General features: G+C 64.0%; 23 protein-coding genes. 11 read left to right on the top strand and 12 right to left on the bottom strand.

Annotated elements, in window-relative coordinates:
- Positions 1-4: 4 nt before the first annotated feature.
- The 8 genes from K7I12_RS15155 to K7I12_RS17735 all read left to right on the top strand — a co-directional run bounded on the left by K7I12_RS15155 (position 5) and on the right by K7I12_RS17735 (position 9124).
- Positions 5-604, top strand: a complete 600-nt coding sequence (locus tag K7I12_RS15155; RefSeq protein WP_035575278.1) for a TRAP transporter small permease — start codon at positions 5-7, stop codon at positions 602-604.
- 31 nt (positions 605-635) lie between these two features.
- A complete protein-coding gene (locus tag K7I12_RS15150) occupies positions 636-1919 on the top strand; it encodes a TRAP transporter large permease (protein ID WP_031384014.1) in 1284 nt (427 codons plus the stop codon).
- A gap of 73 nt (positions 1920-1992) precedes the next feature.
- Positions 1993-2778, top strand: coding sequence for an enoyl-CoA hydratase/isomerase family protein (locus K7I12_RS15145; protein WP_031384013.1), 786 nt, complete (start codon positions 1993-1995; stop codon positions 2776-2778).
- Between the two features lie 31 nt (positions 2779-2809).
- On the top strand, positions 2810-3997 hold the full coding sequence (locus K7I12_RS15140) for a CaiB/BaiF CoA transferase family protein (protein WP_031384012.1): 1188 nt from the start codon (positions 2810-2812) through the stop codon (positions 3995-3997).
- A 56-nt stretch (positions 3998-4053) separates the two neighbouring features.
- Entirely contained in the window at positions 4054-5262 is a 1209-nt protein-coding gene (locus tag K7I12_RS15135; RefSeq protein WP_031384011.1) for a pyridoxal-phosphate-dependent aminotransferase family protein, read from the top strand.
- 36 nt (positions 5263-5298) lie between these two features.
- Positions 5299-8304, top strand: a complete 3006-nt coding sequence (locus tag K7I12_RS15130) for an FAD-binding and (Fe-S)-binding domain-containing protein (protein WP_231664604.1) — start codon at positions 5299-5301, stop codon at positions 8302-8304.
- Positions 8305-8396: 92 nt separating this feature from the next.
- Entirely contained in the window at positions 8397-8921 is a 525-nt protein-coding gene (locus tag K7I12_RS15125) for a gamma carbonic anhydrase family protein (RefSeq protein WP_231664603.1), read from the top strand.
- Positions 8888-9124 (top strand): hypothetical protein, encoded by a 237-nt coding sequence (locus tag K7I12_RS17735; protein WP_442908069.1) that lies wholly within the window; start codon positions 8888-8890, stop codon positions 9122-9124. The genes K7I12_RS15125 and K7I12_RS17735 overlap by 34 nt, the downstream gene beginning before the upstream one ends.
- Positions 9125-9135: 11 nt before the next feature.
- Here K7I12_RS17735 and K7I12_RS15120 read toward each other — a convergent pair whose 3' ends face one another.
- Positions 9136-10833, bottom strand: coding sequence for an L-lactate permease (locus K7I12_RS15120; RefSeq protein WP_031384008.1), 1698 nt, complete (start codon positions 10831-10833; stop codon positions 9136-9138).
- 357 nt (positions 10834-11190) lie between these two features.
- Between K7I12_RS15120 and K7I12_RS15115 the strand changes: the two genes are divergently transcribed.
- The gene (locus K7I12_RS15115; protein WP_031384007.1) at positions 11191-11901 is read left to right on the top strand and encodes a glutathione S-transferase N-terminal domain-containing protein; all 711 of its coding nucleotides are present in this window, start codon (positions 11191-11193) and stop codon (positions 11899-11901) included.
- Between the two features lie 224 nt (positions 11902-12125).
- On the opposite strand, the gene K7I12_RS15110 is transcribed toward K7I12_RS15115, so the two are convergent.
- Genes K7I12_RS15110 through K7I12_RS15100 form a run of 3 tightly spaced genes read right to left on the bottom strand, consistent with a single transcriptional unit; the run spans position 12126 to position 15252 of the window.
- Positions 12126-14153 (bottom strand): FUSC family protein, encoded by a 2028-nt coding sequence (locus K7I12_RS15110; RefSeq protein WP_231664602.1) that lies wholly within the window; start codon positions 14151-14153, stop codon positions 12126-12128.
- 10 nt (positions 14154-14163) lie between these two features.
- Positions 14164-15030, bottom strand: a complete 867-nt coding sequence (locus K7I12_RS15105; protein WP_231664601.1) for an efflux RND transporter periplasmic adaptor subunit — start codon at positions 15028-15030, stop codon at positions 14164-14166.
- Between the two features lie 3 nt (positions 15031-15033).
- Positions 15034-15252 carry a DUF1656 domain-containing protein gene (locus tag K7I12_RS15100; RefSeq protein ID WP_231664600.1) on the bottom strand — a complete coding sequence of 73 codons (219 nt, stop codon included), beginning with the start codon at positions 15250-15252 and terminating at the stop codon, positions 15034-15036.
- 239 nt (positions 15253-15491) lie between these two features.
- On the opposite strand from K7I12_RS15100, the gene K7I12_RS15095 reads away from it, so the two are divergent.
- Entirely contained in the window at positions 15492-16706 is a 1215-nt protein-coding gene (locus K7I12_RS15095; protein WP_231664599.1) for an ABC transporter substrate-binding protein, read from the top strand.
- Between the two features lie 108 nt (positions 16707-16814).
- Here K7I12_RS15095 and K7I12_RS15090 read toward each other — a convergent pair whose 3' ends face one another.
- The 4 genes from K7I12_RS15090 to K7I12_RS15075 are packed head-to-tail and all read right to left on the bottom strand — an operon-like array spanning position 16815 to position 20151.
- Positions 16815-17759, bottom strand: a complete 945-nt coding sequence (locus tag K7I12_RS15090; RefSeq protein WP_031384002.1) for a branched-chain amino acid ABC transporter permease — start codon at positions 17757-17759, stop codon at positions 16815-16817.
- Positions 17759-18628 carry a branched-chain amino acid ABC transporter permease gene (locus tag K7I12_RS15085; RefSeq protein ID WP_031384001.1) on the bottom strand — a complete coding sequence of 290 codons (870 nt, stop codon included), beginning with the start codon at positions 18626-18628 and terminating at the stop codon, positions 17759-17761. Before K7I12_RS15085 ends, K7I12_RS15090 begins: the two co-directional genes overlap by 1 nt.
- Before the next feature lie 3 nt (positions 18629-18631).
- Entirely contained in the window at positions 18632-19339 is a 708-nt protein-coding gene (locus tag K7I12_RS15080; protein ID WP_031384000.1) for an ABC transporter ATP-binding protein, read from the bottom strand.
- The gene (locus K7I12_RS15075; RefSeq protein WP_031383999.1) at positions 19336-20151 is read right to left on the bottom strand and encodes an ABC transporter ATP-binding protein; all 816 of its coding nucleotides are present in this window, start codon (positions 20149-20151) and stop codon (positions 19336-19338) included. The genes K7I12_RS15080 and K7I12_RS15075 overlap by 4 nt, the downstream gene beginning before the upstream one ends.
- 416 nt (positions 20152-20567) lie before the next feature.
- Between K7I12_RS15075 and K7I12_RS15070 the strand changes: the two genes are divergently transcribed.
- Positions 20568-20939: a phasin family protein gene (locus tag K7I12_RS15070; protein WP_031383998.1), complete on the top strand. Its 372-nt coding sequence runs from the start codon at positions 20568-20570 to the stop codon at positions 20937-20939.
- A gap of 99 nt (positions 20940-21038) precedes the next feature.
- Here the strand turns inward: K7I12_RS15070 and modC are convergent, their stop codons facing one another.
- The 4 genes from modC to K7I12_RS15050 all read right to left on the bottom strand — a co-directional run bounded on the left by modC (position 21039) and on the right by K7I12_RS15050 (position 24205).
- Positions 21039-22181 (bottom strand): molybdenum ABC transporter ATP-binding protein, encoded by a 1143-nt coding sequence (modC, locus tag K7I12_RS15065; RefSeq protein WP_031383997.1) that lies wholly within the window; start codon positions 22179-22181, stop codon positions 21039-21041.
- Complete coding sequence (modB, locus tag K7I12_RS15060; RefSeq protein ID WP_031383996.1) at positions 22178-22879, bottom strand: molybdate ABC transporter permease subunit; 702 nt, start codon at positions 22877-22879, stop codon at positions 22178-22180. The genes modC and modB overlap by 4 nt, the downstream gene beginning before the upstream one ends.
- 7 nt (positions 22880-22886) lie before the next feature.
- Positions 22887-23726: a molybdate ABC transporter substrate-binding protein gene (gene modA / locus K7I12_RS15055; protein ID WP_084173469.1), complete on the bottom strand. Its 840-nt coding sequence runs from the start codon at positions 23724-23726 to the stop codon at positions 22887-22889.
- Positions 23727-23827: 101 nt separating this feature from the next.
- Complete coding sequence (locus K7I12_RS15050) at positions 23828-24205, bottom strand: winged helix-turn-helix domain-containing protein (RefSeq protein WP_031383994.1); 378 nt, start codon at positions 24203-24205, stop codon at positions 23828-23830.
- Positions 24206-24423 lie beyond the last annotated feature (218 nt).

The following is a 24423-nucleotide window of genomic DNA, read 5'->3' as shown; positions in this document are numbered from 1 at the left end:
GGAGATGCTCGACGTGTCCTTAAAACAAGTAAAGTCGGTTTATCAGAAATTTCTGGAATTTGTCGTTTTCCTGAATGTCGTGGCGCTGTCGGGAGTGGTGATCATCGGTTTCATGTCACGCCTGCTTGGTTCGCCTTTCAGCTGGTACGACGAAGTCGCTTCGGTAGGGTTGGCCTGGTTGACCTATTACGGGGCGGCCCTGGCCGCGGCCAAGGGCGCTCACATAACCTGCCCCAGCATCATCAATATGGCATCGCCGGGCATTCGCCTTCCAGTAGCATTGCTGGCGGAAGCCATCACCATCGCGTTCTTCGTGCTGCTCGGTTACACCGGCTACCAGGTGGTGGTGATCCTGGAGGGCTCGACACTTGTGAGCCTGACCAGTATCTCGCTGCAACTCACTCAGTCCGTCATTCCCATCGGTTCGGCGCTGTTCATCATTGCGCAGCTGCTGCGCTTGCCTGAAGTAATCGAGAGCGCCCGTGGGGCCGGTTTCATCGACCATGAACTGGAAGAGGCGGGTATCACTCCCGGCGATGCTGGCGCGGAAGAAGATGTTCGTGGGGATGGGCCGACCGGTAGCCGGGCTTCCAGTCGGACCTGATGGGTATCAGCGAACCAGCGGAGAGTAAACAATGATCATATTATCGATGTTCGTGGGGCTGATACTGCTGATTCTCATCAACGTGCCGGTTGCCGTGGCGCTGGGGATCGTCGGCGCCCTGGCCACGGTGGCAAGCTTCGGGGCCTTCGCGTTGCCCAATGTCGGCATGGTGATGTTCGACGGTGCGACCAAGTTTCCCCTGATTGCGATTCCGCTGTTCATACTGGCCGGCGCGATCATGAACGCCTCCAGTATCTCGCGCCGTCTCATCGACCTGGCCATGGCCATGGTCGGGTTCATCAAGGGCGGCCTGTCCATGGTGACCATCGGCGCATCGATCTTCTTCGCCGAGATTTCCGGCTCGGCAGTGGCCGGCGTGTCGGCCATCGGCAGCATCCTGATTCCGGCGATGCGCAAGAAGGGCTATTCCAGGGAATTCTCGGCGGCCATCTCTTCTTCTGCCGCCAGTCTGGCGATCATCCTTCCGCCATCGATTCCCATGATTCTCTATGCGGTCATGTCCGGCGAATCGGTGGTCAAGATGTTCATCGCGGGTATCTTCCCCGGCCTGCTGGGTGCCATGGGGCTGGCTGGCATGTGCTACTACCTGGCTCGTAAGCATGACTTCCCCTCCGAGGGAAAATTCCAGGCCAAGCGACTCTGGGAGGCCTTCAAGGGGGCGATCTGGGCACTGCTGATTCCGGTCATCATCCTTGGCGGGATCTTCGGCGGCATCGTCACCGCCACCGAAGGGGCAGCCCTTGCCGTTGTCGTCGCCATTTTCATCAGCGCAGTGGTCTATCGTGAGTTCAGTCTGAAGATTTTCTACAAATCCTGCGTCGATGCCGGCATTCAGACGGCCGTCGTGATGCTGCTGGTGGCCAGTTCCGCCGTGGTGGGGCTCTATCTGACCGAGACCCAGATTCCCCAGCAAATGGCTAACTCCATCAGCGAGCTGACGGACAACAAGTACATCATTCTCGCACTGCTCAATGTCATCTTCCTGATCCTGGGCATCTTTCTGCATTCGGCGGCAGCGATCATTCTCGTCGTGCCGATCGTGCTGCCCCTGGTGACGGCGGTGGGGATCGATCCGCTGCACTTTGGCCTGATCGTGACGCTGAATCTGGCCATCGGCCAGCAGACGCCGCCTGTGGCGAGTGTGCTGATTGCCTCCTGTTCGATCGCCAAATCGGATATCTGGGCCACCACTCGCACCAACATGTGGTTCATCGGGGTACTGTTCCTGATCCTGATGATCAATACCTACATCCCGGCTTTCGCACTGTCCCTGGTCAACTTCGTCTATGGCTGAGAGCAGTCACGATGCTATCGAAACCTGACACGTCAGCCTACGCCAGCGGCGGCAATATCAACGGAGAATCACGATGAGTGGTAACAACCTTCTTTTCGAAGTAGGCGAAGGAGTGGCCTGGATCGGTTTCAACCGGCCCGAAAGCCGCAATGCCATGACCTGGGATATGTACGACGCATTGGAGAAGGTCTGCGAGCGGCTTGCGGACGACGATGGCGTGCATGCAGTCGTGCTGCATGGCGTCGGCGGTGAAGCCTTCGTGGCGGGAACCGATATTACTCAGTTCGCTGCCTTTAAAGCGCCGGAAGATGCGACTGGGTACGAGCGGCGTATCGACCGCGTCGTGGGTAAGCTGGAGGCTTTACCCAAGCCCACCATTGCCATGATCGAAGGCTACTGTGTCGGCGGTGGGGCGGCGTTGGCCATGGCCTGTGACTTTCGTTATGGCACGCCATCACTGAAATTCGGCGTGCCGATCGCCAGAACGCTGGGTAATTCCCTATCGATCACCAACGTTTCGCGGCTGATCGACATGGTCGGCATCGCCCGCACCAAGGAAGTGCTGATGATGGCCAAGCTGCTCAATGCCGATGAGGCGCAGCAGGCAGGCCTGGTCAACGGCGTCTTCGAGGCGGAGGTGATCGCTGATGAAGTGACGTCGATCGCCGCCGAGTTCGCTTTCCGGGCGCCGCTCACGCTGCAGGCCAGCAAGGCGCTGGTAGGGCGGGTAGTGGCCCAGCGAAGAGCGGCTGCCGATGCCGGCGACGATTGGGTCATCACTTGCTACATGAGCGATGACTTCAAGGCTGCAGTCAACAAGTTCATCAACAAGACGCCTTTCGCCTGGACTGGAAAATGACCGGTCCTGGCTGCTGCCAGGGAGAGATTCGATGCTTGCTTTGAATGGCTTGAAAGTACTCGACGTGTCGCAAATCATGGCCGGCCCGTATTGCACCATGGTGCTGGGCGACATGGGCGCCGCGGTTATCAAGGTGGAAAAGGTCAACGGCGGCGATGATAGCCGGCAGATGGGTCCTTATGTCAACGACGAATCGACTTGCTTTTCACAGATCAATCGCAACAAGAAGAGCATTTCCTTGAATCTCAAGGACAAGCGTGCTCGGGCAATCTTCTATCGCCTGGCCGAAGAGGTCGATGTCATCGTCGAGAACTATCGCCCCGGGGTGGCCCAGTCACTGGAAATCGATTACGACACGATAAAGGCCACCAATCCCGGCATTATCTATTGCTCGATTTCCGGCTATGGCCAAACTGGTCCCAGCCGACACAAGGGCGGCTTCGACCTGGTGGCACAGGGCATGACCGGGCTGATGTCGATGACCGGTGAACCGGGACGCCGGCCACTGAAAACGGGCATCGCCGTCTACGATATCGGTGCCGGCATTACGGCGGTCTATTCGATACTGGCCGCTTATATACACAAGATGCAAAGCGGCGAAGGCCAGCACATCGATATTGCCATCACCGAATGTGGTCTGCCCTGGTATACCTGGGAGGCGGCGGCCTACTTCGCCGAAGGCAAGGTGCCCGAGCCCACTGGCTGGAGACACCGAGTCTCGGCCCCTTACCAGGCGGTCAAGGCCCGCGACGGCTACCTGATGCTTGGTTGTGCCAATCAGCGCACTTGGGAGCGGTTCGCCCAGGGCGTGCTGGGGCGGGAGGATCTGCTGGCCGACGAGCGCTTCCTGACCAACCACGCTCGTGGCCAGCATGTCGAGGAGCTCGAGTCGCTGCTTGAGGGGATCATGGCCGATCGCGATGTCGACGACTGGCTCGAACGTTGTGATGCAGCCGGGGTGCCGGCCGGTCCGATCAACGACTTTGCCCAGGCCATGCAGGATGAGCATTACCTGGCCAGGGGCATGGTGCAGGAAATCGAGCACCCCAAGATCGGCAAGATGAAGACGATCGGCTTCCCCAGCAAATTCTCGCGTACGCCGTCACAGATTCGCCAACCGGCACCGCTGTTCGCGCAACACACCGATGAAGTGCTGTCCACCTTGGGTATTCAGGGCGAGGAGCTTGAGCGCTTGAGGGCTGAGGGCTGCATCAAGTAATTTTTTGACGTCCATATTGCATTCATTATCCAAAAATAACGAATCGGAGAGCTGCCATGCTGAACCTCGATTTTCACCCCACCGGGCGTCACTTCTTGCAGATCCCCGGTCCTTCACCGGTACCGGATCGCATTTTGAGGGCGATGAGCCTGCCGACGATCGATCATCGTGGCCCCGAGTTCGGTGCGCTGGGACTGGAACTGCTGGTCAAGATCAAGCAAATCTTCAAGACCGAGAACCCGGTGATCATCTACCCGGCTTCCGGCACGGGCGCCTGGGAGGCTGCGCTTGTCAACACGCTGTCGCCGGGCGATCAGGTGCTGATGTTCGAGACCGGCCACTTCGCCACGCTATGGCAGAAGATGGCTCGGCGGTTGGGTATCGAGCCCGAGTTTCTGTGGCTGCCTGGTGATCAGGGTTGGCGGCAGGGGGTGCAGGCCGACATGATCGAAGCACGTCTCAAGCAAGATATTGATCACGAGATCAAGGCGGTCTGCGTGGTTCACAACGAGACTTCGACCGGCGTCACCAGCGATATCGCTGCCGTACGCCGCGCCATCGACGCTGCCGGCCATCCGGCGCTGTTGATGGTGGATACGATTTCCGGCCTGGCCAGTGCCGATTACCGCCACGACGAGTGGGGGGTCGATGTAACGATTTCAGGCTCCCAGAAGGGCCTGATGCTGCCCCCGGGGATCAGTTTCAATGCGCTGTCCGACAAGGCCGTCAAGACAAGCAAGTCGGCGCGGTTGCCCAAGAGTTTCTGGGCCTGGGACGAGATCCTCGAGGCCAACAAGCATGGCTACTGGCCCTATACGCCGAATACCAACCTGCTGTATGGCCTGAATGAATCCCTCGACATGCTGCTGGGCGAAGGACTCGAGCATGTGCTGGCGCGTCACCAGCGCTGGGCCGCCGGTGTACGCGCTGCGGTCAACGCCTGGGGGCTGGAAATCCAATGTCAGGACCCCGCCGTTTATTCCCCGGTCTTGACCGGCGTCGTCATGCCGGACGGCGTCGATGCCGATGCCGTTCGCAAGCTGATCTACGAGCGCTTCGATCTGTCGCTGGGCATGGGACTGGGCAAGGCCAAGGGGCGCATGTTCCGTATCGGCCATCTGGGCGACTGCAACGACCTGACGCTGATTGCCACCCTCGGTGGCTGCGAAGCCGGCATGAAGCTTGCCGGAGTGCCGCTCGAGGACAGCGGCGTACTGGCGGCGCTGGACTGTTTCGCTCGCCATCCGCTCGATGCCAATCGTTAACAGCGCGATCGTCGCAAGCCGCATAGGGAAGACACGATGACCTCGTTATCCGCAAAGCGCTCACAGCCTCGCAACGCCCGTATCCGGCCTGTCTCGGAGATGGCCGCTCGCCTGCAGCGTGAAATCGCCGGCGAGGTGCTGTTCGATCAGGCCTCCCGGGGGCGCTATTCCACCGATGCCTCGATCTACCAGATCATGCCGATCGGTGTAGTCGTTCCACGTCATCAGCAGGATCTGGCAGTAGCGCTGGATATCGCCCGTGACGCCGGCATGCCGGTGCTGCCGAGGGGCGCCGGTACCAGCCAGTGCGGCCAGACCGTGGGCGAAGCGCTGGTGCTGGACACCAGCCGCTGGCTGAACGGCATCGTCGAGTTCGACGAGCAACGGCATACCGTCATCGTCGAGCCCGGCATCGTCCTCGATCATCTCAATGCCTGGCTCAAGCCCTACGGGCTGTGGTTTCCGGTCGATGTCTCCACCAGCGCCCAGTGCACCTTGGGCGGCATGGCCGGCAACAACTCCTGCGGGTCGCGTTCGATCAAGTACGGTAACATGGTGCACAACGTGCTGGGCATCGACGCATTGCTGGCGGACGGCTCGCCGGCCTCGTTCGGCCTGCTCGACGAGTTGCCCGACGACGCCAGGCTGCGCCACATCGCCCAGCGCGTTCGCGACATCGCCCAGCGCGAGAACGCCTCTATCCGCGAGCATTTCCCCAAGGTGCTGCGCCGCGTCGCCGGCTACAACCTGGACCTGTTCGATTGCCAGAACCCGCGGCCCTATGACGCCGAGGGTCGGGTCAACCTGGCCCACCTGCTGGTCGGTTCCGAGGGCACGCTGGGCCTGACCCGGCAGCTTACGCTCAAGCTCGAGCCGTTGCCCGAGCACAAGATTCTCGGGGTGGTGAACTTCCCGACCTTCTACCAGGCGATGGATCTGACTCAGCATATCGTCACGCTTGAGCCATCCGCGGTGGAGCTGGTCGATCGCACCATGATCGAGCTGTCGCTGGAGAATCCCGCGTTCCGGCCGGTGATCGTGAAGGCTCTGACCGGTAAGCCCGAAGCAGTACTGCTGGTGGAGTTTTCAGGCCAGGAGCGTCAGCCGCTGCTTGATAGCCTGCGCCAGTTGAACGAGCTGATGGCCGATCTGGGCCTGCCTGACTGCGTGGTCGACATGCCCGACGCCGGCGAGCAGAAGGCGCTGTGGAATGTGCGCAAGGCGGGGCTCAATATCATGATGAGCATGAAGGGCGACGGCAAGCCGGTCTCGTTCATCGAGGACTGTGCGGTGCCGCTGGAAAACCTCGCCGAGTACACCGACAAGCTGACCCAGGTGTTTCACAAGCACGGTACCGAGGGCACCTGGTACGCGCATGCCAGCGTAGGCACCCTGCACGTGCGGCCGATCCTCGACATGCGACGCGACGGCGCGCGCAAGATGCGCGAGATCGCCGAGGAGGCCTCGACGCTGGTGCGCGAATACAAGGGGGCTTACTCGGGGGAGCATGGCGACGGTATCTGCCGTGGCGAGTGGGTGGCCTGGCAGTTCGGCCCGGCGCTCAATGCCGCCTTCAAGGAGATCAAGCAGCTCTTCGACCCTGCCAATCTGTTCAACCCCAACAAGATCGTCGATACCCCGCGGATGGACGACGAGCGCTACTTTCGGTTCCCCAGGCATTATCAGACGATTCCGCTCACCCCCGCGTTCGACTGGACGCCCTGGAACGTCAAGCGCGACCCGCTGACCGGCGAGCAGAGTAAGCCGGGCAGCGCCGGAGATCCCACTCATGGCTTGGCCATGGCGGTGGAAATGTGCAACAACAACGGCCACTGCCGCAAGTTCGATGCCGGCACCATGTGTCCGAGCTATCGCATCACTGAAGACGAGCAGCACCTGACTCGTGGGCGCGCCAACACCCTGCGCCTGGTGCTCTCCGGCCAGCTCGGCGAGGCGGGCCTGGCCAGTGACGAGGTCAAGGAGGCGCTCGATCTGTGCGTGTCGTGCAAGGGGTGCAGGCGCGACTGCCCGACCGGCGTCGACATGGCCAAGTTCAAGATCGAGGCGCGAACTGCGCGAGCCCGGACCAGAGGGCTCGCGCTGCGGGACCGTATGGTCGGCGAGATGCCGCGCTACGCGCCCTGGGCCAGCAAGTTGTCCAGCCTGCTCGAGGCCGCCGAACGGGTGCCATTTATTGCGCGCGGCATCAAGCGGACGCTGGGCCTGGCTCCCGAGCGTGCCCTGCCGGCCTTCGAAGGCAACTTTCTGGCGCGCCATGGGAACACCGCTGAATTGGCTGATGACACCCGCGAGGTGCTGCTGTTCGTCGATACTTTCAACAACTACATGGAGGGCGACAATGCCCGAGCTGCCAAACGGGTGCTGGAAGCGGCCGGCTACTGGGTGCATCTCAACATTAGCAAAGGGGAAAGGCCGCTTTGCTGCGGACGTACCTACCTATCATCCGGTCAATTTGACAAGGCAAAGGCCGAGGCGCGGCGCACTCTCGATCACTTGATGCCATTCGTACAGCGCGGGGTGGCGATCGTCGGTCTCGAGCCCTCCTGTCTGCTGAGCATGCGTGATGAGTTTCTGCAGTACGGTTTCGGTGCAAAGGCGAAGGCCCTGTCCGAGTCGGCCTACCTCTTTGAGGAATTCCTGGTCAAAGCTCATGATGCCGGCGAGCTGGCACTTGAGCTCAAGCCGCTGAACCACCCGCGGGCCCTGTTGCATGGCCACTGCCACCAGAAGGCCTTCGATGCCGTGCGCCCGGTCGAACAGGTGTTGGCGTGGGTTCCCGGCCTCGAGGTGGAGACAATCGAGTCCTCCTGCTGCGGCATGGCCGGCAGCTTCGGCTACGAGGCAGAGCACTATGACGCCTCCATGAAGATGGCCGAGCTGTCTCTTCTGCCGAAGATCCGTGACGCCGATAACGATGCGGTGCTAGTGGCCGATGGCACCAGCTGTCGCCATCAGATCCATGACGGCAGCGGGCGAACGGCCCTGCATGTGGCCCGGCTCCTGGAGCGGGCGCTGGCTTGATCTGCTCCGCCCGCCAGGTATTTTCGAGACAAGATCGGCCCGTTTAGCTGGCTCGGCCGTTCGTGCCATCTAACGATTCGGGAGGAAGCCGTATGACGATCTACAGATATGCAAAATGGATACCGGTCATCGAAGAGGGCGTCTACGTCGCCGAGACAGCTGATGTGATCGGCCAAGTCACCCTGAAACGCAATGCCAGCATCTGGTACCAGGCGGTGCTGCGTGGCGATACCGAGCATCTTGAAGTCGGTGAGGGCAGCAATATCCAGGACGGGGCGGTACTGCACGCCGATCCGGGTTTCCCCCTGGCGGTAGGCAATGGTGTCACGGTCGGCCATCAGGCAATGCTGCATGGCTGCACCATCGGTGATGGCAGCTTGATCGGAATTCAGGCAGTAATTCTCAACGGTGCGAGCATCGGTAGCAACTGCCTGGTCGCAGCGGGGGCCGTGGTCAAGGAAGGCGCAAGCTTTCCGGATAACTCGCTGATTGTCGGTGCACCGGCCCGGATCGTGCGCGAGCTATCTGCGGAGGCTGTGGAAGGCCTCAGAAAGAATGCGCAGAGCTATGTCGAACGCGGCCGATGCCATGCGGGGCAGTTGGAGCGGATCGGTTGATCCGTGTGCTGGCCGCTGCCAGATGGCTACAGCGCGAAACGCCTCCAAGCCCTATCGCACTATCAATACGACCAATACGACCAATACGACCAATACGACCAATACGACCAATACGACCAATACGACCAATACGACCAATACGACCAATACGACCAATACGATCTATAAAAAACTGCCCCGGGTTAGCCGGGGCAGAGCATTGATGATAAGGATATCAACTGATCTTCAAGGCGTCGCCAATACCCAGTGCGTAGAAGGCGATCAAGCCCAGCAGGCCGGTGAAAGTCACATAGTACAGCGTCGGCAGGATGGTCTTGCGCAGGGTCGTGCCTTCACGGCCGAGCAGGCCAACCGTAGCTGATGCCGCGACCACGTTGTGGATGGCGATCATGTTGCCGGCCGCGGCGCCGACAGCTTGCAGTGCAACCATCATCGCCGTGGACAGTTCGAGCGCCTCGGCAACGCTGAACTGAAAATCGGAGAGCATCAGGTTCGATACCGTATTGGAGCCGGCAATGAAGGCACCCAAGGCCCCTACGGCTGGAGCGAAGAGGGGATAGATACCGCCAACGCTATCGGCGACGAACTGCGCCATGGCCACCGGCATGGAAACCAGGTCGGCCTGGTTGACGCCGGAGTTGATCAGGATGCGTACCATGGGGATGGTAAACAGCAGCACGAAACCGGCACCCAGCAGCGCACGGGTCGACTCTGAGAAGGCGGCCTGTACCTGCTGGCCACGCATGCGATGCAGCGCCATGGCAATCAGCACTACCATGACCAGGATCCCGCCGGGCAGATAGAGCGGTTCGAGGCTCCCTGAGATATCGCTCTCGCCGAGGATGCCGCTCCAGCCGAAGCTCAACGAGAGCAGCGCTTCCTTGACTGGGGCCACGGTGCGCGAGATGACCAGCAATACGGCCAGCAGCACATAGGGTAGCCAACCCATGAACACCGACATCGGTGCACGCCCGGCCACCTGGTCGAGCTTGATGTCCAGCTTGCCGATCCACTCGTCCGGCCAGGAAGATGACTCGGGAAAGTCCCAGGTTGTCCTGGGCATCAAAAAGCCCCGACGCGCGGCCGGAACGACGATTGCCAGGCCGACCATGGCGCCGATCATCGACGGGAACTCCGGCCCCAGCAGGACCCCGGCCAGCGCATAGGGAACCACGAAACAGACACCGGCAAACAGTGCAAACGGAGCTATCTCCAGGCCCTCGCGCCAGGAGCGGTTGGCTCCGAAGAAGCGCACCATGACCGTGACCATGATCAGCGGCATGAAAAGCCCGACGATGGCGTGGATGATCGCCACCTCGGAGGTGATCAACTGAAAATAGGCGCCCCAGCTGGAGCCGCCGGTGGTCAGCGCCTCGCTTATGCCGGCTTTATCGAGGCCGCCGGTGACGCCCACCACGATCGGCGTGCCGACAGCACCGAAAGAGACCGGCGTGGATTGAATCATCATGCCGACCACGACGGCGGCCAATGCTGGAAAGCCCAGCGCCACCATCAATGGCGCCGCCACGGCGGCCGGCGTGCCGAAGCCTGACGCCCCCTCGATGAAACTGCCGAACAGCCAGGCAACAATAATGGCCTGAACGCGGCGATCCGGGCTCACCCCGGAGAAGCCGTTACGGATTGCGGCGATCCCGCCCGAGTGCTTGAGCGTATTGAGCAGCAGAATGGCGCCGAAGATGATCCAGAGTATCGCCACGGTCAATATCAGGCCCTGGAAAGTGGAGGCCACTACACGGGTGAACGTCATATCCCAGGCGATAAGGGCGATCAGCGCCGTAACCACATACACGATAGGCATCGCGGTGCGAGCCGCAATCCGAAAGCCGATCAGTAAGACCCCCGCCAAGACCAATGGCAGGAAGGCGAGTATTGCAAGCAGTGTTTGATTCATCAGGCACGGCTCCTCTTGTTCTGGTGCAGCGTCACACTTGGCACGATATGTCCGGTGTTTTAGTGGTAGGCCTGCCTGACCGGGCAGGTGTGGGCACGATAATCGGAAATGGACGCTTTTGCTAATCATGGCCAATTGGTCTTACCAATATAAGGGTACCTCTGGATTTTCCTGCCATGTCATTGTTAAAAAAAGGAGAATAGGGTTTTGTTGCTAGTTTGCCGGGGTCCGAAAGGGCAGGGCAAGGTAAGCCGATTAGACTAATGGATAGCAATCAGGACCGACTGGACAAGGAGTGGCGGCATCGCGGGCATGATGGTAGCGTCTGCAGACAACGCTGCTGATGCCGAGGATGCTATGCCACGAGTACTGTATGACCTGTGCGGTATCGACGAGAATCTGCGCTTTTCTCCTTACTGCTGGCGCGTCAAGTATGCGCTGGCCCACAAGGGGTTGGATTACGAAACCCGACCCTGGCACTTCACCGACAAGCCGGCGATCGGCTTTTCCGAGCAGGGCAAGGTGCCGGTGCTGGTCGACGGCGAGCAGACCGTGACCGACAGCTACGAGATCTTTCGCTATCTCGACCGCACCTACCCCGACAAGCCGTTGCTGGGCAGCGGCGAGGCAGAAGCTCGGGCGCGCTTTCTCAAGTTCTATGCCGAACGCAGCCTGGCTCCGGGGATGATGAAGACCATCGTCATGGATCTGTACAACGCCCTTGATCCGCGCGACCGCGAGTATTTCCGCGAGACCCGCGAGAAGGCTTTCGGCCGTGCCCTCGAGGAGGTTCATGCGCCGAGCCGCGGGCTGAGCCAGCTCGACCAGGCGCTGGAGCCGCTGCGCGGGCGGCTCGGTGAGGCGGATTTCGTCGATGGCGAGGCGCCGGCCGCTGCCGACTACCTGCTGTTCGGCAGCTTCATGTGGGCGCGCTGCGTCTCGACTGCCGATCTGGTGTCGAACGCCGACCCGGTCTACGCCTGGATGGAGCGCATGCTCGATGTGCATGGCGGACTGGGACGCAACGCCATGCGCATCGTCGATATCGAGGGCGCCTACGCCAACTGAAGCCGGTTATCGGGGGGAGCAGTTCAGCGCCGAATTTCTGGAGATCGCCCCAGCAACCGGATTCCGACGATCGTCGATCGTTATCCGGCCGATGGCGTCAAGCGCGGCTGCGCGCGTGTCGATAAGATCAACCGGCAGGATGGGGTGAGCATGGATGCGGAGGCGCGCAAGCACCTGTTCGATTAGAAATGCTCCATCTCTGGTGACGCGACGCCGATCGAGACTCAGCGATCCCTCGCCGTCTGGCGCTCGGCCTGCTGCCTGAGAGTCAGCTCGAGACGCTCGAGCAGACCCTGCAACAGCGACCGCTGCTCCCCGGGCAAGGCGTCATGGCGGGCGACGGCTTCCTGCAGGGTTTGCGCGGCCCGGGGCAGCCCGTCACCGATGGGCCGTCCGACGGCGCTGTCGGCGTAGGCCTCGGCCAGCGCTTGGTGAACGCGGCGCTGGGCACGCTTCACCGCGGGGTGGGGCGTGTCGTCCAGCCATGAACGCAGGCGCAGGCTGCTGTTGCCCATGTCGAGTCCGGTCAGGCCCAGCGCGAGCAGGTAGCGTTGCTGTTCCGGCAGCGTGTCGTCGTGGCGGGCCATCGACAGGATGCGATCGGCCATGCGCCCGGCAAAGCGCGTCTCGGTGGCGTGACGCGAGTGGCGATCGATGCGCCGCAGGTCGCGGCTGATCGAAGCGACCAGGCGCCGCTGGCGCAGCGTCGCACCCAAGCCGGGCAACAGCCGAAAGCTCATCACCACTGCACTGAGCCCGACGATCACGCCGATGGCGCGATTGGCGAAGCTGTCGAACGAGAAGTCCATGCCATTGCCGGGCATGATCAGCAGGATATTGAAGATGGTGAACGCCAGGCAGTGGCCCATGGTCCTGGGGTTGCCGGCGCCGAGCAGGCCGAGGAACAACGGTGTGCCGAGCAATAATGCCAGCAACGCAAAGCCCGAGGCCTGCGAAAGCAGCACGTGACCGAACAGGAAGGCGCTGGGGAGGGCGAACAGCATGCCCTTGAAGAACGCCAGGGTCAGCGCGATCGGATTGTCGCGACTGGCGAAGAACGCCGAGAACAGCGTGCCCAGCAGCATCGCCACCTGACCGTTGGACCAATGGGTGAGTATCCAGAACGTCGCCAGGCTGGCGAACACGATACCCGCGCGCAGGGCGTTGACGCCGGCGGCGAGGTGGTCGCGGTGCCAGGACAGCTGGCCGCTGCGTAGCTGACGGTCGCGGGGGCGGGTGATCGCCTCGCGGGCGTCGAGCATCACGATGGCGTGACCGAGCGCCTCGCGCAGCCCCAGCACGATGCGTCGCTGCAGCGGGGCAAGGTTGGCGGTGTCCTGCCGGTGAGCGCGGTGGCGCAGGGCCTGAAGCCCTTCGCGGGCCGCGCTCACGCCGCTGGCCTGCTCGGCCTGACGAAAGCCCGCGGCGATCTCGGCGATGAGTTGGCGAATATCGTCATCGATCCGCGTGTCGTGATCGCGCAACAGGCGCTGCATGGCCTGTAGCGTGGCCAAAAAACGGAGCGTACGTCGGGTCAGCACATGTGTGGCGCGCACCCGGCCCTTGCCCACGGGGCCCTCGTAGCGTGCCGCCTGACTGTCGGTCTCGAGCGTCGTCAGCGGCTCCAGGCTACCGGTCAGCGAGGCCTGCAGCGCCGCTTCGTCGTCGCTGGCCTCGAGGCGCTGCGCGGCCTGGACGAATGCCTGGTTGACCACGTTATCGGCCTGGGCGGCCAGATGGTCGCTGACCCGCGAGGGCCACAGCAGCGAGCTGACCAGGGTCGCGCAGATCGCCCCCAGGCCGAGCTCGGAAAGCCGCGCGACGGCTACCTCGAAGACGCTTGCCGGGTTGCTGCCGGCGATCACCACGATCAGCATCGCGGTCACCGCGGCCATGATGCAGCCGTAGGAGAAGTTGTTGCGCAGCAATGAACTGCCATAGGTGCAGAGCATGATCCAGGCGGTCAGCGCGATGAGCGCCGGGACCCGCGCCTGAACGAACAGTGCCATGATCGCGATGCCGGCCACCGCACCGATGGCGGTGCCGCCGATCTGGCACAGCCCCTTCTCGACGACCATGCCGCTCATCGGGCGGATCTGCAGGAAAGCCGCCGAGATCAGCGCCCAGTAGGGACGGTCAAGATCGAACCACAGCGCCAGGTAGAGCGCCAGGAACATCGCCAGGGTAGCCTTGATGGCGAACTTGACGGCGCTCGCCGAGGGCGTCAGGTAGGCATCGAGGAAAGCCGACATCAGGCTGAGCTCACTTGCCGGCGGCGTCGACGATGCGCACCGTTGCGGTCATCCCGGCGCTCAACAGGACGTCTTCGGGAACGTCGTCGAGGGCGATGCGCACCGGAATGCGCTGGGCCAGGCGCACCCAGTTGAAGGTCGGCTGGACCTGGGGCAACAGCTCGCTATTGGTCGAGGTGTTGGTGTTGGCGATGCCCCGTCCGATGCCGGCGACATGTCCGCGCAGGCGGGTGTCGCCGCTCATCAGCGTGACCACGGCGGCGTCGCCGAGATCGATGAACGGCATCTTGGTCTCTTCGAAATAGCCGGTGACATAGAAGGAATCCGCCTGGACCAGTGCCATCGTGCCCTGACCGGCGTTGACGTAATTGCCCGCATTGAGGTGCATGTTGAGGATATGGCCGGTCACCGGCGCCTTGACGACGGTGCGTTCAAGGTCGATGCGCGCGCTTTCCAGGTCGGCCTGGGCCTGGGCCAGGTTGGCCGCGGCGACCCGCGTGTCGATGCGGGCGATCTCCCGATCCTCGGCGCTGATCGCCTGGCGGCTGAGGCGCTGGCGCCGGGACTGCTCGTTGCGTTTGAGATCGAGAGTCGCCTGGCGCTGGTCGACCACCGCCTGGGCGCGTTCGAGCGCTGCCTGGAAGCGCGCGTCATTGATCGTGAACAGCACCTCGCCTTGCTCGACGCGGGCATTGTCCTGCACCGCCAACGTGTCGACCCAGCCGGAGACGTCTGCGGCGACGGTGATCACGTTGGCGCGCACGCGGCCGTCGCGGGTCCACGGCGTGTAGAGATAGTAGTGCCACAGCCATAGCCCGGCGGCGATGGCGATGGCGACGATCAGCAGGGTAATGAGAATGCGTAACGACGTGCGCATCGACTAGCTAGCCTCACCGAGAACGGAAAAAAGGAAGGCGGCGAGCGCCATGAAGATGATGAACAGGGCGGCATCGAACCACGCCTCGTACCACAGGATATGCTGGCGCAGGAGGCGATGCAGGCAACTGCGCACGATGACGGCGCTGATGAAGCCGACTAGCGCGTAGCCCAGCAAGGGGCTCAGATAGATGCCGCCGAGGGCGATTTCCTGAAGTCCCATGCGCGTCCTTGGCTGGTTACGCGGCGAGGTGACGATCCGCGGTAAGTATTAACATGCTAACTAATTGCCCGGCCATGCGCGACTCCCTCGTTGCCACGCCTGGCGAGCGTTGACTGCCGCGCTACGCGGTGCTTTGTCTATTGCCAGCGACCCGCTTATGCTGGACCACGGGTTGATGTCAATGAAGGGTCACGCCCACCGATCAACCAACAATCAAGGTCAGCAAAGGAGTCTCTGCCATGACCGTCAAGAAACCGCTTATCGGTGCCATTTCCGCGGTGGCCTTGGCCACCAGTCTTTCCGCCCTGGCCGCGCCGCTCAAGATCGGCGTGCTGGTGCCGCTGACCGGCGATCTGCAAAGCTATGGTGAGCCCGCGCTCAAGGCCGCGCAACTCGCCGCCAAGGAGATCAATGCCGCCGGCGGTGTGCTCGGCGAGGACGTTGCAATCAGCAGCGGCGATACCCAGACCTCGCCGCAGCCGGGCGTCGCCGCGGCCCAGAAGCTGGTCAACATCGAAGGCGTCAACGCGATTTTAGGCGCGCTTTCCAGCGGGGTGACCATCCCTGTGGCCCAGAGCGTCTCGAAGCCCGAACAGGTGCCGCAGATCAGCAGCGCCTCGACCTCGCCGGTGATCACCTCGCTGAATGATGGCGACTTCCTGTTCCGCACCGTGCCGTCGGATGCCTTCCAGGGCGTGGCGCTCTCCGAAGTGACCCAGGAAAAGGGCTACGAGAACGTCAGCATCATCTATATCAACAACGACTACGGCAAGGGGCTTGCCGAAGCCTTCACCCAGGCCTTCGAGAAGGCGGGCGGCACGGTCTCCGCGTCGGTGGCCTACGAGCAGGGCCAGGCGGCCTACCGCGGCGAACTTCAGCAGGCCGCCAACGACGACGCCGAAGCGCTGGTATTGGTCGGTTACCCGGAGAACGGCCAGACCATCCTGCGCCAGTCGCTGGAGGGCGGTTTCTTCAGGAACTTCGTCTTCACCGACGGCATGAAGGCCCCCGAACTGGTCGACAATCTGGGCGCGCAGTACCTGGAAGGTTCGGTGGGCACCGTGCCGCAGGCCCGCGCCGACTCGCCGGGGGCCCAGCACTTCAGCAGTGCCTACGAAAGTGAATACGGCTCGCTGCCGCCCAAGCCCTACCTGGATACCGCCTACGACGCCTTCTATCTGCTCTCGCTGGCGGCTCAGGCGGCCGGCACCACCGACAGCGTGGCGATCCGCGATCAGTTGCGCGCGGTCGCCAACCCGCCGGGCGAGCAGGTCGGCCCGGGCGAATTCGAGAAGGCCGTCAAGCTGCTCGAGGCGGGCAAGGAGATCGATTACCAGGGCGCCTCCGGCTCGGTCAACTTCGACGACAACGGCGACGTGCCCGGCACCTTCGGCGAGTGGACCTTCAAGGACGGCAAGGTCGTCACCAACCGGATCTTCGAGCCCAAGATGTAAGCAACGCGCGCCAGGCGATCGAGTGTCGCCTGGCCGTCGCGATGATCCTCAACGACAACGCCCGGCCTAGGCCGGGCGTTGTCGTGATGGGCGCAGGCCGGTTGCGGCTCAGCGTTTCCTGGCGAGCAGCTTGGGCGGCTTCTCGGGCAGGATCCCCTCGGGACGCAGGACCAGAATTACCTGCAGCAGCACACCGATCAACAGCACGCGCAGTGCCGCGGCCTGGGTGGCGTACTCGGTGGGCAGCAGGTCGGTGAGCAGCGCGGTGCCCGACCATACGCCCCACACCACCACGGCGCCGAGAATCGCGCCGCGGTTGTTGCCACTGCCGCCGGCGATCAGCATCACCCAGACCAGGAATGTCCCGTAGAGCGGCATGAACGCCTCGGGGCTCAGGAAACCGAAAAAGTGGGCATACAGCCCGCCGCCCAGGCCCATGATCGCCGAGCCCAGCACGAATGCCTGCAACCGGAAGCCGGCGATCGACTTGCCGGCCGCCGCGGTGGCCGGTTCGTTCTCGCGGATGGCGCGCAGCACGCGGCCCCAGGGCGAGGCGTAGGCGCGCTCGACCAGAAAGTACACGCCGGCGACGAACAGCGCCACGATCACCAGATAGGCGAACGGGCTATCCAGCGCGGTGCCGGCCAGCGGCCGGTCGATGCCGGCGATGCCGCGTACGCCATTGGTCAGCCAGTCCTCGTTCTTGACGAACAGCCGGACCATCTCGGCGATGCCGATCGAGGCGATGGCCAGGTAGTCGGTACGCAGCCGCGCGGTGATCAGGCCGACGATCAGACCGAGCAGCGTCGAGGCGACGATCGCGCCGGCCAGGCCGACCAGAAACGGCATGCCGAAGCCGCCCAGGTAGGCGGGGCTCGACGGCGTGGTGAGGATCGCGCTGGTATAGGCGCCGACCGCGAAGAAGCCGGCGATGCCGATATTGAACTGGCCGGTGAAGCCCCACTGCATGTTGAGGCCCAGCGCGAGCACGGCGTAGACGCCGGCGAAGGTCAGAAACGAGACCAGGTACGAGGCGATGCCGGTGAATTCCATCACACAGTCCCCTTGAAGATACCCTGCGGACGCAGAATGAGCATGCCGACCATGATCGCGAAGGCCACGGCGGGCTTGTAGGCGGCGGGGATCAGCAGCGTCGACATTTCCATCGACACGCCGATGATCATGCCGCCGGCGATGGCACCGTAGGGCCGGCCGATGCCGCCGAGGATCGCTGCGGCGAATACCGGCAGCAGCGTGGTCCAGCCCATCACCGGGTGCAGACGCGTGTCGATGCCCAGGAATACCCCGGCCGCCGCCGCCAGCGCGCCGCCGATCACCCAGGTGACCATGATCACACGCTCGGCGGGAATCCCCGAGACCAGCGCCAGGTCCATGTTGTCGGACATCGCGCGCATCGCCTTGCCCAGCCGGGTACGCGTCAGGAACAGATGCACGCCGGCGACCAGGCCCAACGAGATCAGCATGATCCACAGCTGATCGGGCTTGAGGCGCAGCCCGCCCAGCCAGTCGAGGCGCCAGGGAAACTGGATGCCCGAGGCGTAGGTCTGGTTGTTGGAACCCCAGATCAGCTGCACCAGGCTGCGCAGGATCAGCGCCATGCCGAACGAGGCGATCAGCAGGATCACCGGCTGGGTGCGGCGAATGCGCCGATAGAGTACCTGGTCGATGAATACCGCGATCACCGCCATGCCGACCATCGCCGCGGGCAGCGCCCACCATGCGCTCAACCCGAAGGCCGAGATGAAGGACAGCCCCAGGTAGGCGCCGAGGGTCATGAAGTCGCCATGCGCGAAGTGCGCGAAGCGCAGGATGCCGAAGATCATCGACACGCCGATCGCGCCCATGGTCAGCACGCTGCCCAGTATCAGGCCGTAGACGAGCAGTTGCAGAATATCGGACATGGTTCAGCCTCCCAGGAACATTTCGGCGACTTCCGGGTTGGCCAACAGGTTGGGGCCGGTGTCTTCGTGGCGGTTACTGCCGGTGGCCAGCACGTAGCCGCGGCTGGCGATGGCCAGTGCCTGCTTGGCGTTCTGTTCGACCATCAGCACGCCGATGCCCTGAGCGTTGATCTCCCGGATGCGTTCGAAGGTCTCGTCGATCAGCAGCGGCGAGAGGCCGGCGGTGGGTTCGTCGAGCATCAACAGCTGCGGATCGATCATCAGCGCGCGGCCCATGGCGACCATCTGGCGCTCGCCGCCGGACATCAGGCCAGCCTGCTGGCGGCGGCGCTCGGCGAGCTTGGGGAACAGCGTGTAGACCGTGTCGAGGCGCTTGGACAGGTCGCCTTTCATCAGGTAGGCGCCCATCTCGAGGTTCTCGCGCACCGTCATCGACGGGAAGACGTTCTTCTCCTGGGGCACATAAGCGATGCCACGGCGAACCATCTGTTCGGGCTTTGAGTTGGTGATCGCCTCGCCATGGTAGAGGATCTGGCCTTGGCGAATCCGCAACAGGCCGAACACCGCCTTCATGGCGGTGGACTTGCCGGCGCCGTTGGGGCCGACGATGACCACGATCTCGTCGCTCTCCACGCGCAGGTCGGTGCCCTTGAGGATGTCGGCACCGCCATAGCCGCCGTAGAGACCCTTGGCTTCGAGCAGGCTGCTCATGAGGGCGCTCCTTGATCGGTTGCGGGCTTGCCGGTCGCTTCGCCCATCCGGCCGCTGGCGCCACCGCCCAGATAGGCCTCGCGGACCTCCTCGTTCCGGCGCAGCGCCTCCATCGAGCCGGAGGCGATCAGCGCGCCGTTGGCCATCACGTGAACCGGCTCGCACAGCGCCGAGATCAGGTCCATGTCGTGTTCGATGACGCAGAAGGTGTAGCCGCGCTCGCGGTTGAGCCGCAGGATCGCCTCGCGAATCTTGCCGAGCAGGGTGCGATTGACGCCGGCGCCGGGCTCGTCGAGCAAGACCACCTTGGCGTCGGTCATCATCGTGCGGCCCAGATCGAGCAGCTTCTTCTGACCGCCCGACAAGTTGCCGGCCAGCTCGTCGGCGACGTGGGTGATCTCGAGAAACTTGAGCACATCGTCGACGCGGTCCAGCACCTCGCTGTCCTGCCGCTTGACCTTGCCCCAGCGCAGCCAGGTGTTGAACAGGTTCTCGCCGCTCTGGTCGGGCGGAACCACCATCAGGTTCTCGCGCACCGTCATGCGCGAGAATTCATGCGGAATCTGGAAGGTGCGCACCAGGCCGCGGTGAAACAGCGTATGCGGCGGCAGCCCGGTGATGTCCTGGCCATCGAGCAGCACGCGGCCGCTGGAAGGCGAAAAGAGGCCGGCGACGATATTGAACAGCGTGCTCTTGCCGGCCCCGTTGGGGCCGATCAGCCCGGTGATGCTGCCTTGCGTCACCTCGAAGGAAACGCCCCGTACCGCCTGCAGGCCGCCGAACGCCTTGGAGACGTTGTCGATTCGAATCAAGGAAGAATTCCTCGTAAGCGTCTTGTTGTGGTGTTGCACTCGTGTGCTTGCGGCCAAGGCGGATATGCCGGGGCTCCGCCCAACCTTGGCCGGCAACGCTCTTCACGGTGTGACTGGTGCGACGAGAGTCGTCGCCAGACCTTACAGCGCGACGCGTAGGAGCGACAAGCGCTTGCTGCCGCGTTGATTAAACGCTGCATCGGCGGCCAGTGGCAGGGTGCCAATGCCTGGTACCCGCGTTCGAGCGCATCGCCGCGCGGATTATACTCGATACCCGATGTCATCATGGAAGGGGATGTTGCAATGCAGCAATGACTTTGCTATGCTGCATTGCAGCGGAGGTCGAAGCCCTTTGAGCAAAGGTGCTTCAGAGCAACCCTCCGAGTTTAGCCAACCATCACTCACGGAGGTGAATCATGGCGACCAGCAACAATTTCGACCAGGCAACCCAGCAGTTGGAATCGATGTTCCTCGGCCCGGCGCGCGCCTACGCGGCAATGACCGTGGATTACACCGAGAAGGTGCTCAACACCCAGCTCGATTTCGCCAAGGCCTGCACCGACACCTACCTGGGTCAGGCCCGCTCGATGCTCGACGTACGCGATGCCGAAGGCCTGCGCAATTACGTCCAGCAGCAGCAGAAGACGGCCAAGGATCTGGGCGAGCGTTTCAAGGACGACGCCGAGAAGGTCGTTGCCCTGAACCAGGACTTCGCTCAGAAGAGCCAGAAGCTGGTCGAGGACAACATTCAGACGGCCAGCAAGACCGCCGCCAGCAAGACCAAGTAAGCGCCTCGAATAGCTTGACGCCGACGCTTGCGCCGGACGTCGTATCGACGGCCGCCGGACATTCCGGCGGCCGTTCTTGCATGTCTGCGCGACGCGGATTCATGTCAGCCGTTCGGCGAAGGCCACGCTGCGCACCAGCGCGACCACCGGCATGCCTTCCTCGAGCCCCAGTTCGTCGAGGGACTTGCGCGTCAGGCGCGCGCGTAGCGGTTGCTCGCCGAGGCGCAGGCCTACCTCGACGGCGCTCTGTTCGCCGGCCCGCTCGCTGTCCGGTCGGTCGATGCGCTCGACGCTGGCCGCGAGCTGATTGCGGAAGCTGGTGTGCGCGAGGGGCGTCAGGGCCAGCGCGACATCGCGGATCGGCACGCGCAGGCGCAGCCGGACGCCCAATGGCGCATCGACCCGGGGCACGGTCAGCGTCTGGCCGTCGGCGAGGCGCAGCGTGCTCAGCGCATAGCGCTCATCATGGTCGGCCAGGTGCGCCTCGAGCAGCGAGGCGGCATCGAAGCCGCCCAACTGCTCGGTCAGGTCGAAGCGCAGCAACAGCTCCTCGAGGCGGCCCTGCGCGCGCACCCGGCCGTGTTCGAGCACCACCAGGTGATCGGCGATCGCGGTGAGTTCCTCGGGGACATGGCTGACGAACAGGATGGGAATGTCGACGCGCCTCGCCAACTCGCCGATGTAACGCAACAGCTCACGCTTGCGCGGCGCGTCGAGCCCGCTCAGCGGCTCGTCCAGCAGCAGCATGCGTGGCTGACTCAGCAGCGCCCGGCCGATCGCCACCCGGCGTGCCTCGCCGCCCGAGAGGGTGCCGGGCAGGCGATCCAGCAGCGCCCCGATGCCCAGTAGCGCGACGACGGTCTCGAAATTGGCGCTCGCAGCGCCACCCGGCAGGCGATTGGCGCGCGGCATGCCGTAGCTCAGGTTGCCGCGTACCCGGTAATGCGGGAACAGCCGGGCTTCCTGAAAGACCACCCCCAGGCGGCGGCGATGCGCGGCCACGAACACGCCGCGCCGGGTATCGACCAGCGTCTCGCCGGCGAGTCGGATACGCCCGCTGTCGGGGCTGTCGAGACCGGCGATCAGCCGCAGCAGACTGGTCTTGCCGCTGCCCGAAGCGCCGAACAGCGCGGTCACGCCGCTGGCCGGCAGCGCCAGCTCGGCCGCCAGTTCGAAGTTGCCGAGGCGCTGGGTCACGTCGAGCGCCAGCCCCCCCGAGCCGGCGTCGTGCAGGCGGCTCATCCGTCGCGCTCGCTGATGCGTCGCCGGGCGCGCCGGGCCAGCCACTCCGAGGCCAGCAGTGCGAGCATGGCGATGGCGATCGACAGCACGCTCAGCCGAGCGGCGGCGGCCTCCTGGCCGGGGGTCTGGATCAGGCTGTACAGCGCCAGCGGCAGGGTGCGCGTCTCGCCGGGGATGTTGGCGGCGAAGGTCATGGTGGCGCCGAATTCCGACAGCGCCCGGGCGAAGGCCAGCAGGGTGCCGGTAATCACCCCGGGCAGCGCCAGCGGCAGGGTGATGGTCGCCAGCACCCGCCAGCGGTTGGCGCCCAGGGTGCTGGCGGCGGCCTCGAGCTTGGGATCGACGGCCTCCAGCGAGAGCCGCACCGCGCGCACCAGCAGCGGAAACGCCATGATCCCGCCGGCGATCGCCGCGCCCTGCCAGGTGAACGGCAGGCTGATCCCGAACAGTCGATCCAGCCACTGGCCCAGCCAGCCCTGACGGCCGAGCGAGAGCAGCAACAGATAGCCGACCACCACCGGCGGCAGCACCAGCGGCAGATGCAGCATGCCGTCGAGCAGCGCCTTGCCGCGAAAATCGCGACGCGCCAGCAGCCAGGCCAGAGCGATGCCCGGCAGCAGTATCCAGCCCACCGCACTGCCGGCGACCTTGAGGCTGATGGCGATGGCCTCGCGCTCGACTTCCGAAAGTGGCGGCATGACGGAATCAGCGCTCGCCCGGCTTGATCGTGGCGAAGCCGAAGTCCTTGAAGATCGCCAACGCCTGTTCGCTGGCCAGCCAGTCGCGGAAATTCCGGGCCGCGTCGCTGGGCGACTCGCCGACCAGCGCCAGCGGGTAGGTTATCGGCGTATGGCTGTCGGCGGGGAAGGTGGCGAGTGCGCGGACCCGGTCGCTGGCGCGGGCGTCGGTCTGATAGACGATGCCCAGCGGCGCCTCGCCGCGCTCGACCAGCGCCAGCGCGGCGCGCACGTTGTCGGCCCGCGCCAGGCGCGGCTTCAGCGCCTGCCATTCGCCCAGCGACTGCAGGGCCTGCTTGGCGTAGATGCCGGCCGGGACGTGGGCGGGATCGCCCACCGCCAGGCGGCGTCCATCGCCGAGCCGCGCCGCCAGCGCGTTCCCGGCGCCCAGGGTGATGGGCCGAGTGTCGCCGTCGCGCGGAGCGATCAGCACCAGCTGATTGTGCAACAGGTCGCTGCGCTCGGTCAGCGCGATGCCCTGTCCGCCGAGCCAATCCATCCAGCGCTCGTTGGCGGAGAAGTACAGCTCGGCGGGGGCGCCGTTGGCGATCTGGCGTGCGGCGGTCGAGGAGGCGGCGTAGACCGGCACGATGTCCACCCCGCGGCGGGCCTCGTAGCGGGCGATGGCCGCGTCCAGCGCGTCGCCGAGTGATGCCGCGGCGTAGATGTACACGCTGGTTTCGGCGCGTGCCGTCGGGGCCAGGCCGAGTGCCGCCATGAGCACGGCGATGAGCAGCCACGGCCCGGCGATGCCCGGCAGTGAAGGGCGGCAACGCGGGTGGGTGACTCTTGCCGGCAGGGTGGCCATGGTGAATTCCGTTATGTATAAATGGATATAGCGGGTTCACTGTAGAATGCGCAGCGCGACTTGCCAAGCCCACGTGGAGCCAAGCCCGCATGGAATGACGCTCAGTGCGGCGTGGCCTGGCGCCGGTCGACGAGCGCCAGCAAGGACCTGGCTTCCTCGCAGTGGGCGGCATCGAGCGTGCGTTGCAGCGCGCGATAGCGCTCGACCACCTCGCGACCCAGCGGGGTCAGTCCGGCGCCGCCCCGCTGGTTGCCGCCGCTGGCGGTGGTCACGACCGGCCCGGGCAGATGGCGATTCATGGTATCGATCAGTTGCCAGGCCTTCTTGTAGCTCAGGCCCAGGGTCCGGCTCGCGGCGGCGATCGAGCCGCTGGCGTCGATCGCCTCGAGCAGCGCCGCCTTGCCGGGGCCCAGCACCACGTCCCGGTCGGCGACCAGGCGTATCTGCAGGCCGGGACGATCGTGTCGGGTACGTGTCATGGGCGTTCCGCTAGCGAATGAAAATACGTTGTACCATGCACCTCGCGTCCGCTACAGGTCGAGCGCCCCGCCATTCAGCGATTTCCGGTGCGTCTACCGGCGCCAATCGGGAACAAGTTCCCTCCCAGTGCGCCCGTGAAGGCGTGCACACAACTCGGTGGAAGTCCGAGTCGGGGTAAGCCATGGCCCCGTAGTCGAAGGTAACTGCGTCGCCGCGA

This window comes from Halomonas sp. IOP_31 (genome assembly GCF_021151495.1).
GTDB lineage: Bacteria > Pseudomonadota > Gammaproteobacteria > Pseudomonadales > Halomonadaceae > Modicisalibacter > Modicisalibacter zincidurans.
The sequence above is the reverse complement of the archived record's forward strand: the minus strand, read 5'-3'. Positions and strand labels throughout refer to the sequence as shown.

What these genes read in the sequence shown, in the direction of transcription:
- K7I12_RS15155 (WP_035575278.1), top strand. Translation starts at nt 5, where the DNA reads ATGCTCGACGTGTCCTTAAAACAAGTAAAGTCGGTTTATCAGAAATTT.
- K7I12_RS15150 (WP_031384014.1), top strand. Translation starts at nt 636, where the DNA reads ATGATCATATTATCGATGTTCGTGGGGCTGATACTGCTGATTCTCATC.
- K7I12_RS15145 (WP_031384013.1), top strand. Translation starts at nt 1,993, where the DNA reads ATGAGTGGTAACAACCTTCTTTTCGAAGTAGGCGAAGGAGTGGCCTGG.
- K7I12_RS15140 (WP_031384012.1), top strand. Translation starts at nt 2,810, where the DNA reads ATGCTTGCTTTGAATGGCTTGAAAGTACTCGACGTGTCGCAAATCATG.
- K7I12_RS15135 (WP_031384011.1), top strand. Translation starts at nt 4,054, where the DNA reads ATGCTGAACCTCGATTTTCACCCCACCGGGCGTCACTTCTTGCAGATC.
- K7I12_RS15130 (WP_231664604.1), top strand. Translation starts at nt 5,299, where the DNA reads ATGACCTCGTTATCCGCAAAGCGCTCACAGCCTCGCAACGCCCGTATC.
- K7I12_RS15125 (WP_231664603.1), top strand. Translation starts at nt 8,397, where the DNA reads ATGACGATCTACAGATATGCAAAATGGATACCGGTCATCGAAGAGGGC.
- K7I12_RS17735 (WP_442908069.1), top strand. Translation starts at nt 8,888, where the DNA reads ATGCCATGCGGGGCAGTTGGAGCGGATCGGTTGATCCGTGTGCTGGCC.
- K7I12_RS15120 (WP_031384008.1), bottom strand. Translation starts at nt 10,833, where the DNA reads ATGAATCAAACACTGCTTGCAATACTCGCCTTCCTGCCATTGGTCTTG.
- K7I12_RS15115 (WP_031384007.1), top strand. Translation starts at nt 11,191, where the DNA reads ATGCCACGAGTACTGTATGACCTGTGCGGTATCGACGAGAATCTGCGC.
- K7I12_RS15110 (WP_231664602.1), bottom strand. Translation starts at nt 14,153, where the DNA reads ATGTCGGCTTTCCTCGATGCCTACCTGACGCCCTCGGCGAGCGCCGTC.
- K7I12_RS15105 (WP_231664601.1), bottom strand. Translation starts at nt 15,030, where the DNA reads ATGCGCACGTCGTTACGCATTCTCATTACCCTGCTGATCGTCGCCATC.
- K7I12_RS15100 (WP_231664600.1), bottom strand. Translation starts at nt 15,252, where the DNA reads ATGGGACTTCAGGAAATCGCCCTCGGCGGCATCTATCTGAGCCCCTTG.
- K7I12_RS15095 (WP_231664599.1), top strand. Translation starts at nt 15,492, where the DNA reads ATGACCGTCAAGAAACCGCTTATCGGTGCCATTTCCGCGGTGGCCTTG.
- K7I12_RS15090 (WP_031384002.1), bottom strand. Translation starts at nt 17,759, where the DNA reads ATGGAATTCACCGGCATCGCCTCGTACCTGGTCTCGTTTCTGACCTTC.
- K7I12_RS15085 (WP_031384001.1), bottom strand. Translation starts at nt 18,628, where the DNA reads ATGTCCGATATTCTGCAACTGCTCGTCTACGGCCTGATACTGGGCAGC.
- K7I12_RS15080 (WP_031384000.1), bottom strand. Translation starts at nt 19,339, where the DNA reads ATGAGCAGCCTGCTCGAAGCCAAGGGTCTCTACGGCGGCTATGGCGGT.
- K7I12_RS15070 (WP_031383998.1), top strand. Translation starts at nt 20,568, where the DNA reads ATGGCGACCAGCAACAATTTCGACCAGGCAACCCAGCAGTTGGAATCG.
- modC (WP_031383997.1), bottom strand. Translation starts at nt 22,181, where the DNA reads ATGAGCCGCCTGCACGACGCCGGCTCGGGGGGGCTGGCGCTCGACGTG.
- modB (WP_031383996.1), bottom strand. Translation starts at nt 22,879, where the DNA reads ATGCCGCCACTTTCGGAAGTCGAGCGCGAGGCCATCGCCATCAGCCTC.
- modA (WP_084173469.1), bottom strand. Translation starts at nt 23,726, where the DNA reads ATGGCCACCCTGCCGGCAAGAGTCACCCACCCGCGTTGCCGCCCTTCA.
- K7I12_RS15050 (WP_031383994.1), bottom strand. Translation starts at nt 24,205, where the DNA reads ATGACACGTACCCGACACGATCGTCCCGGCCTGCAGATACGCCTGGTC.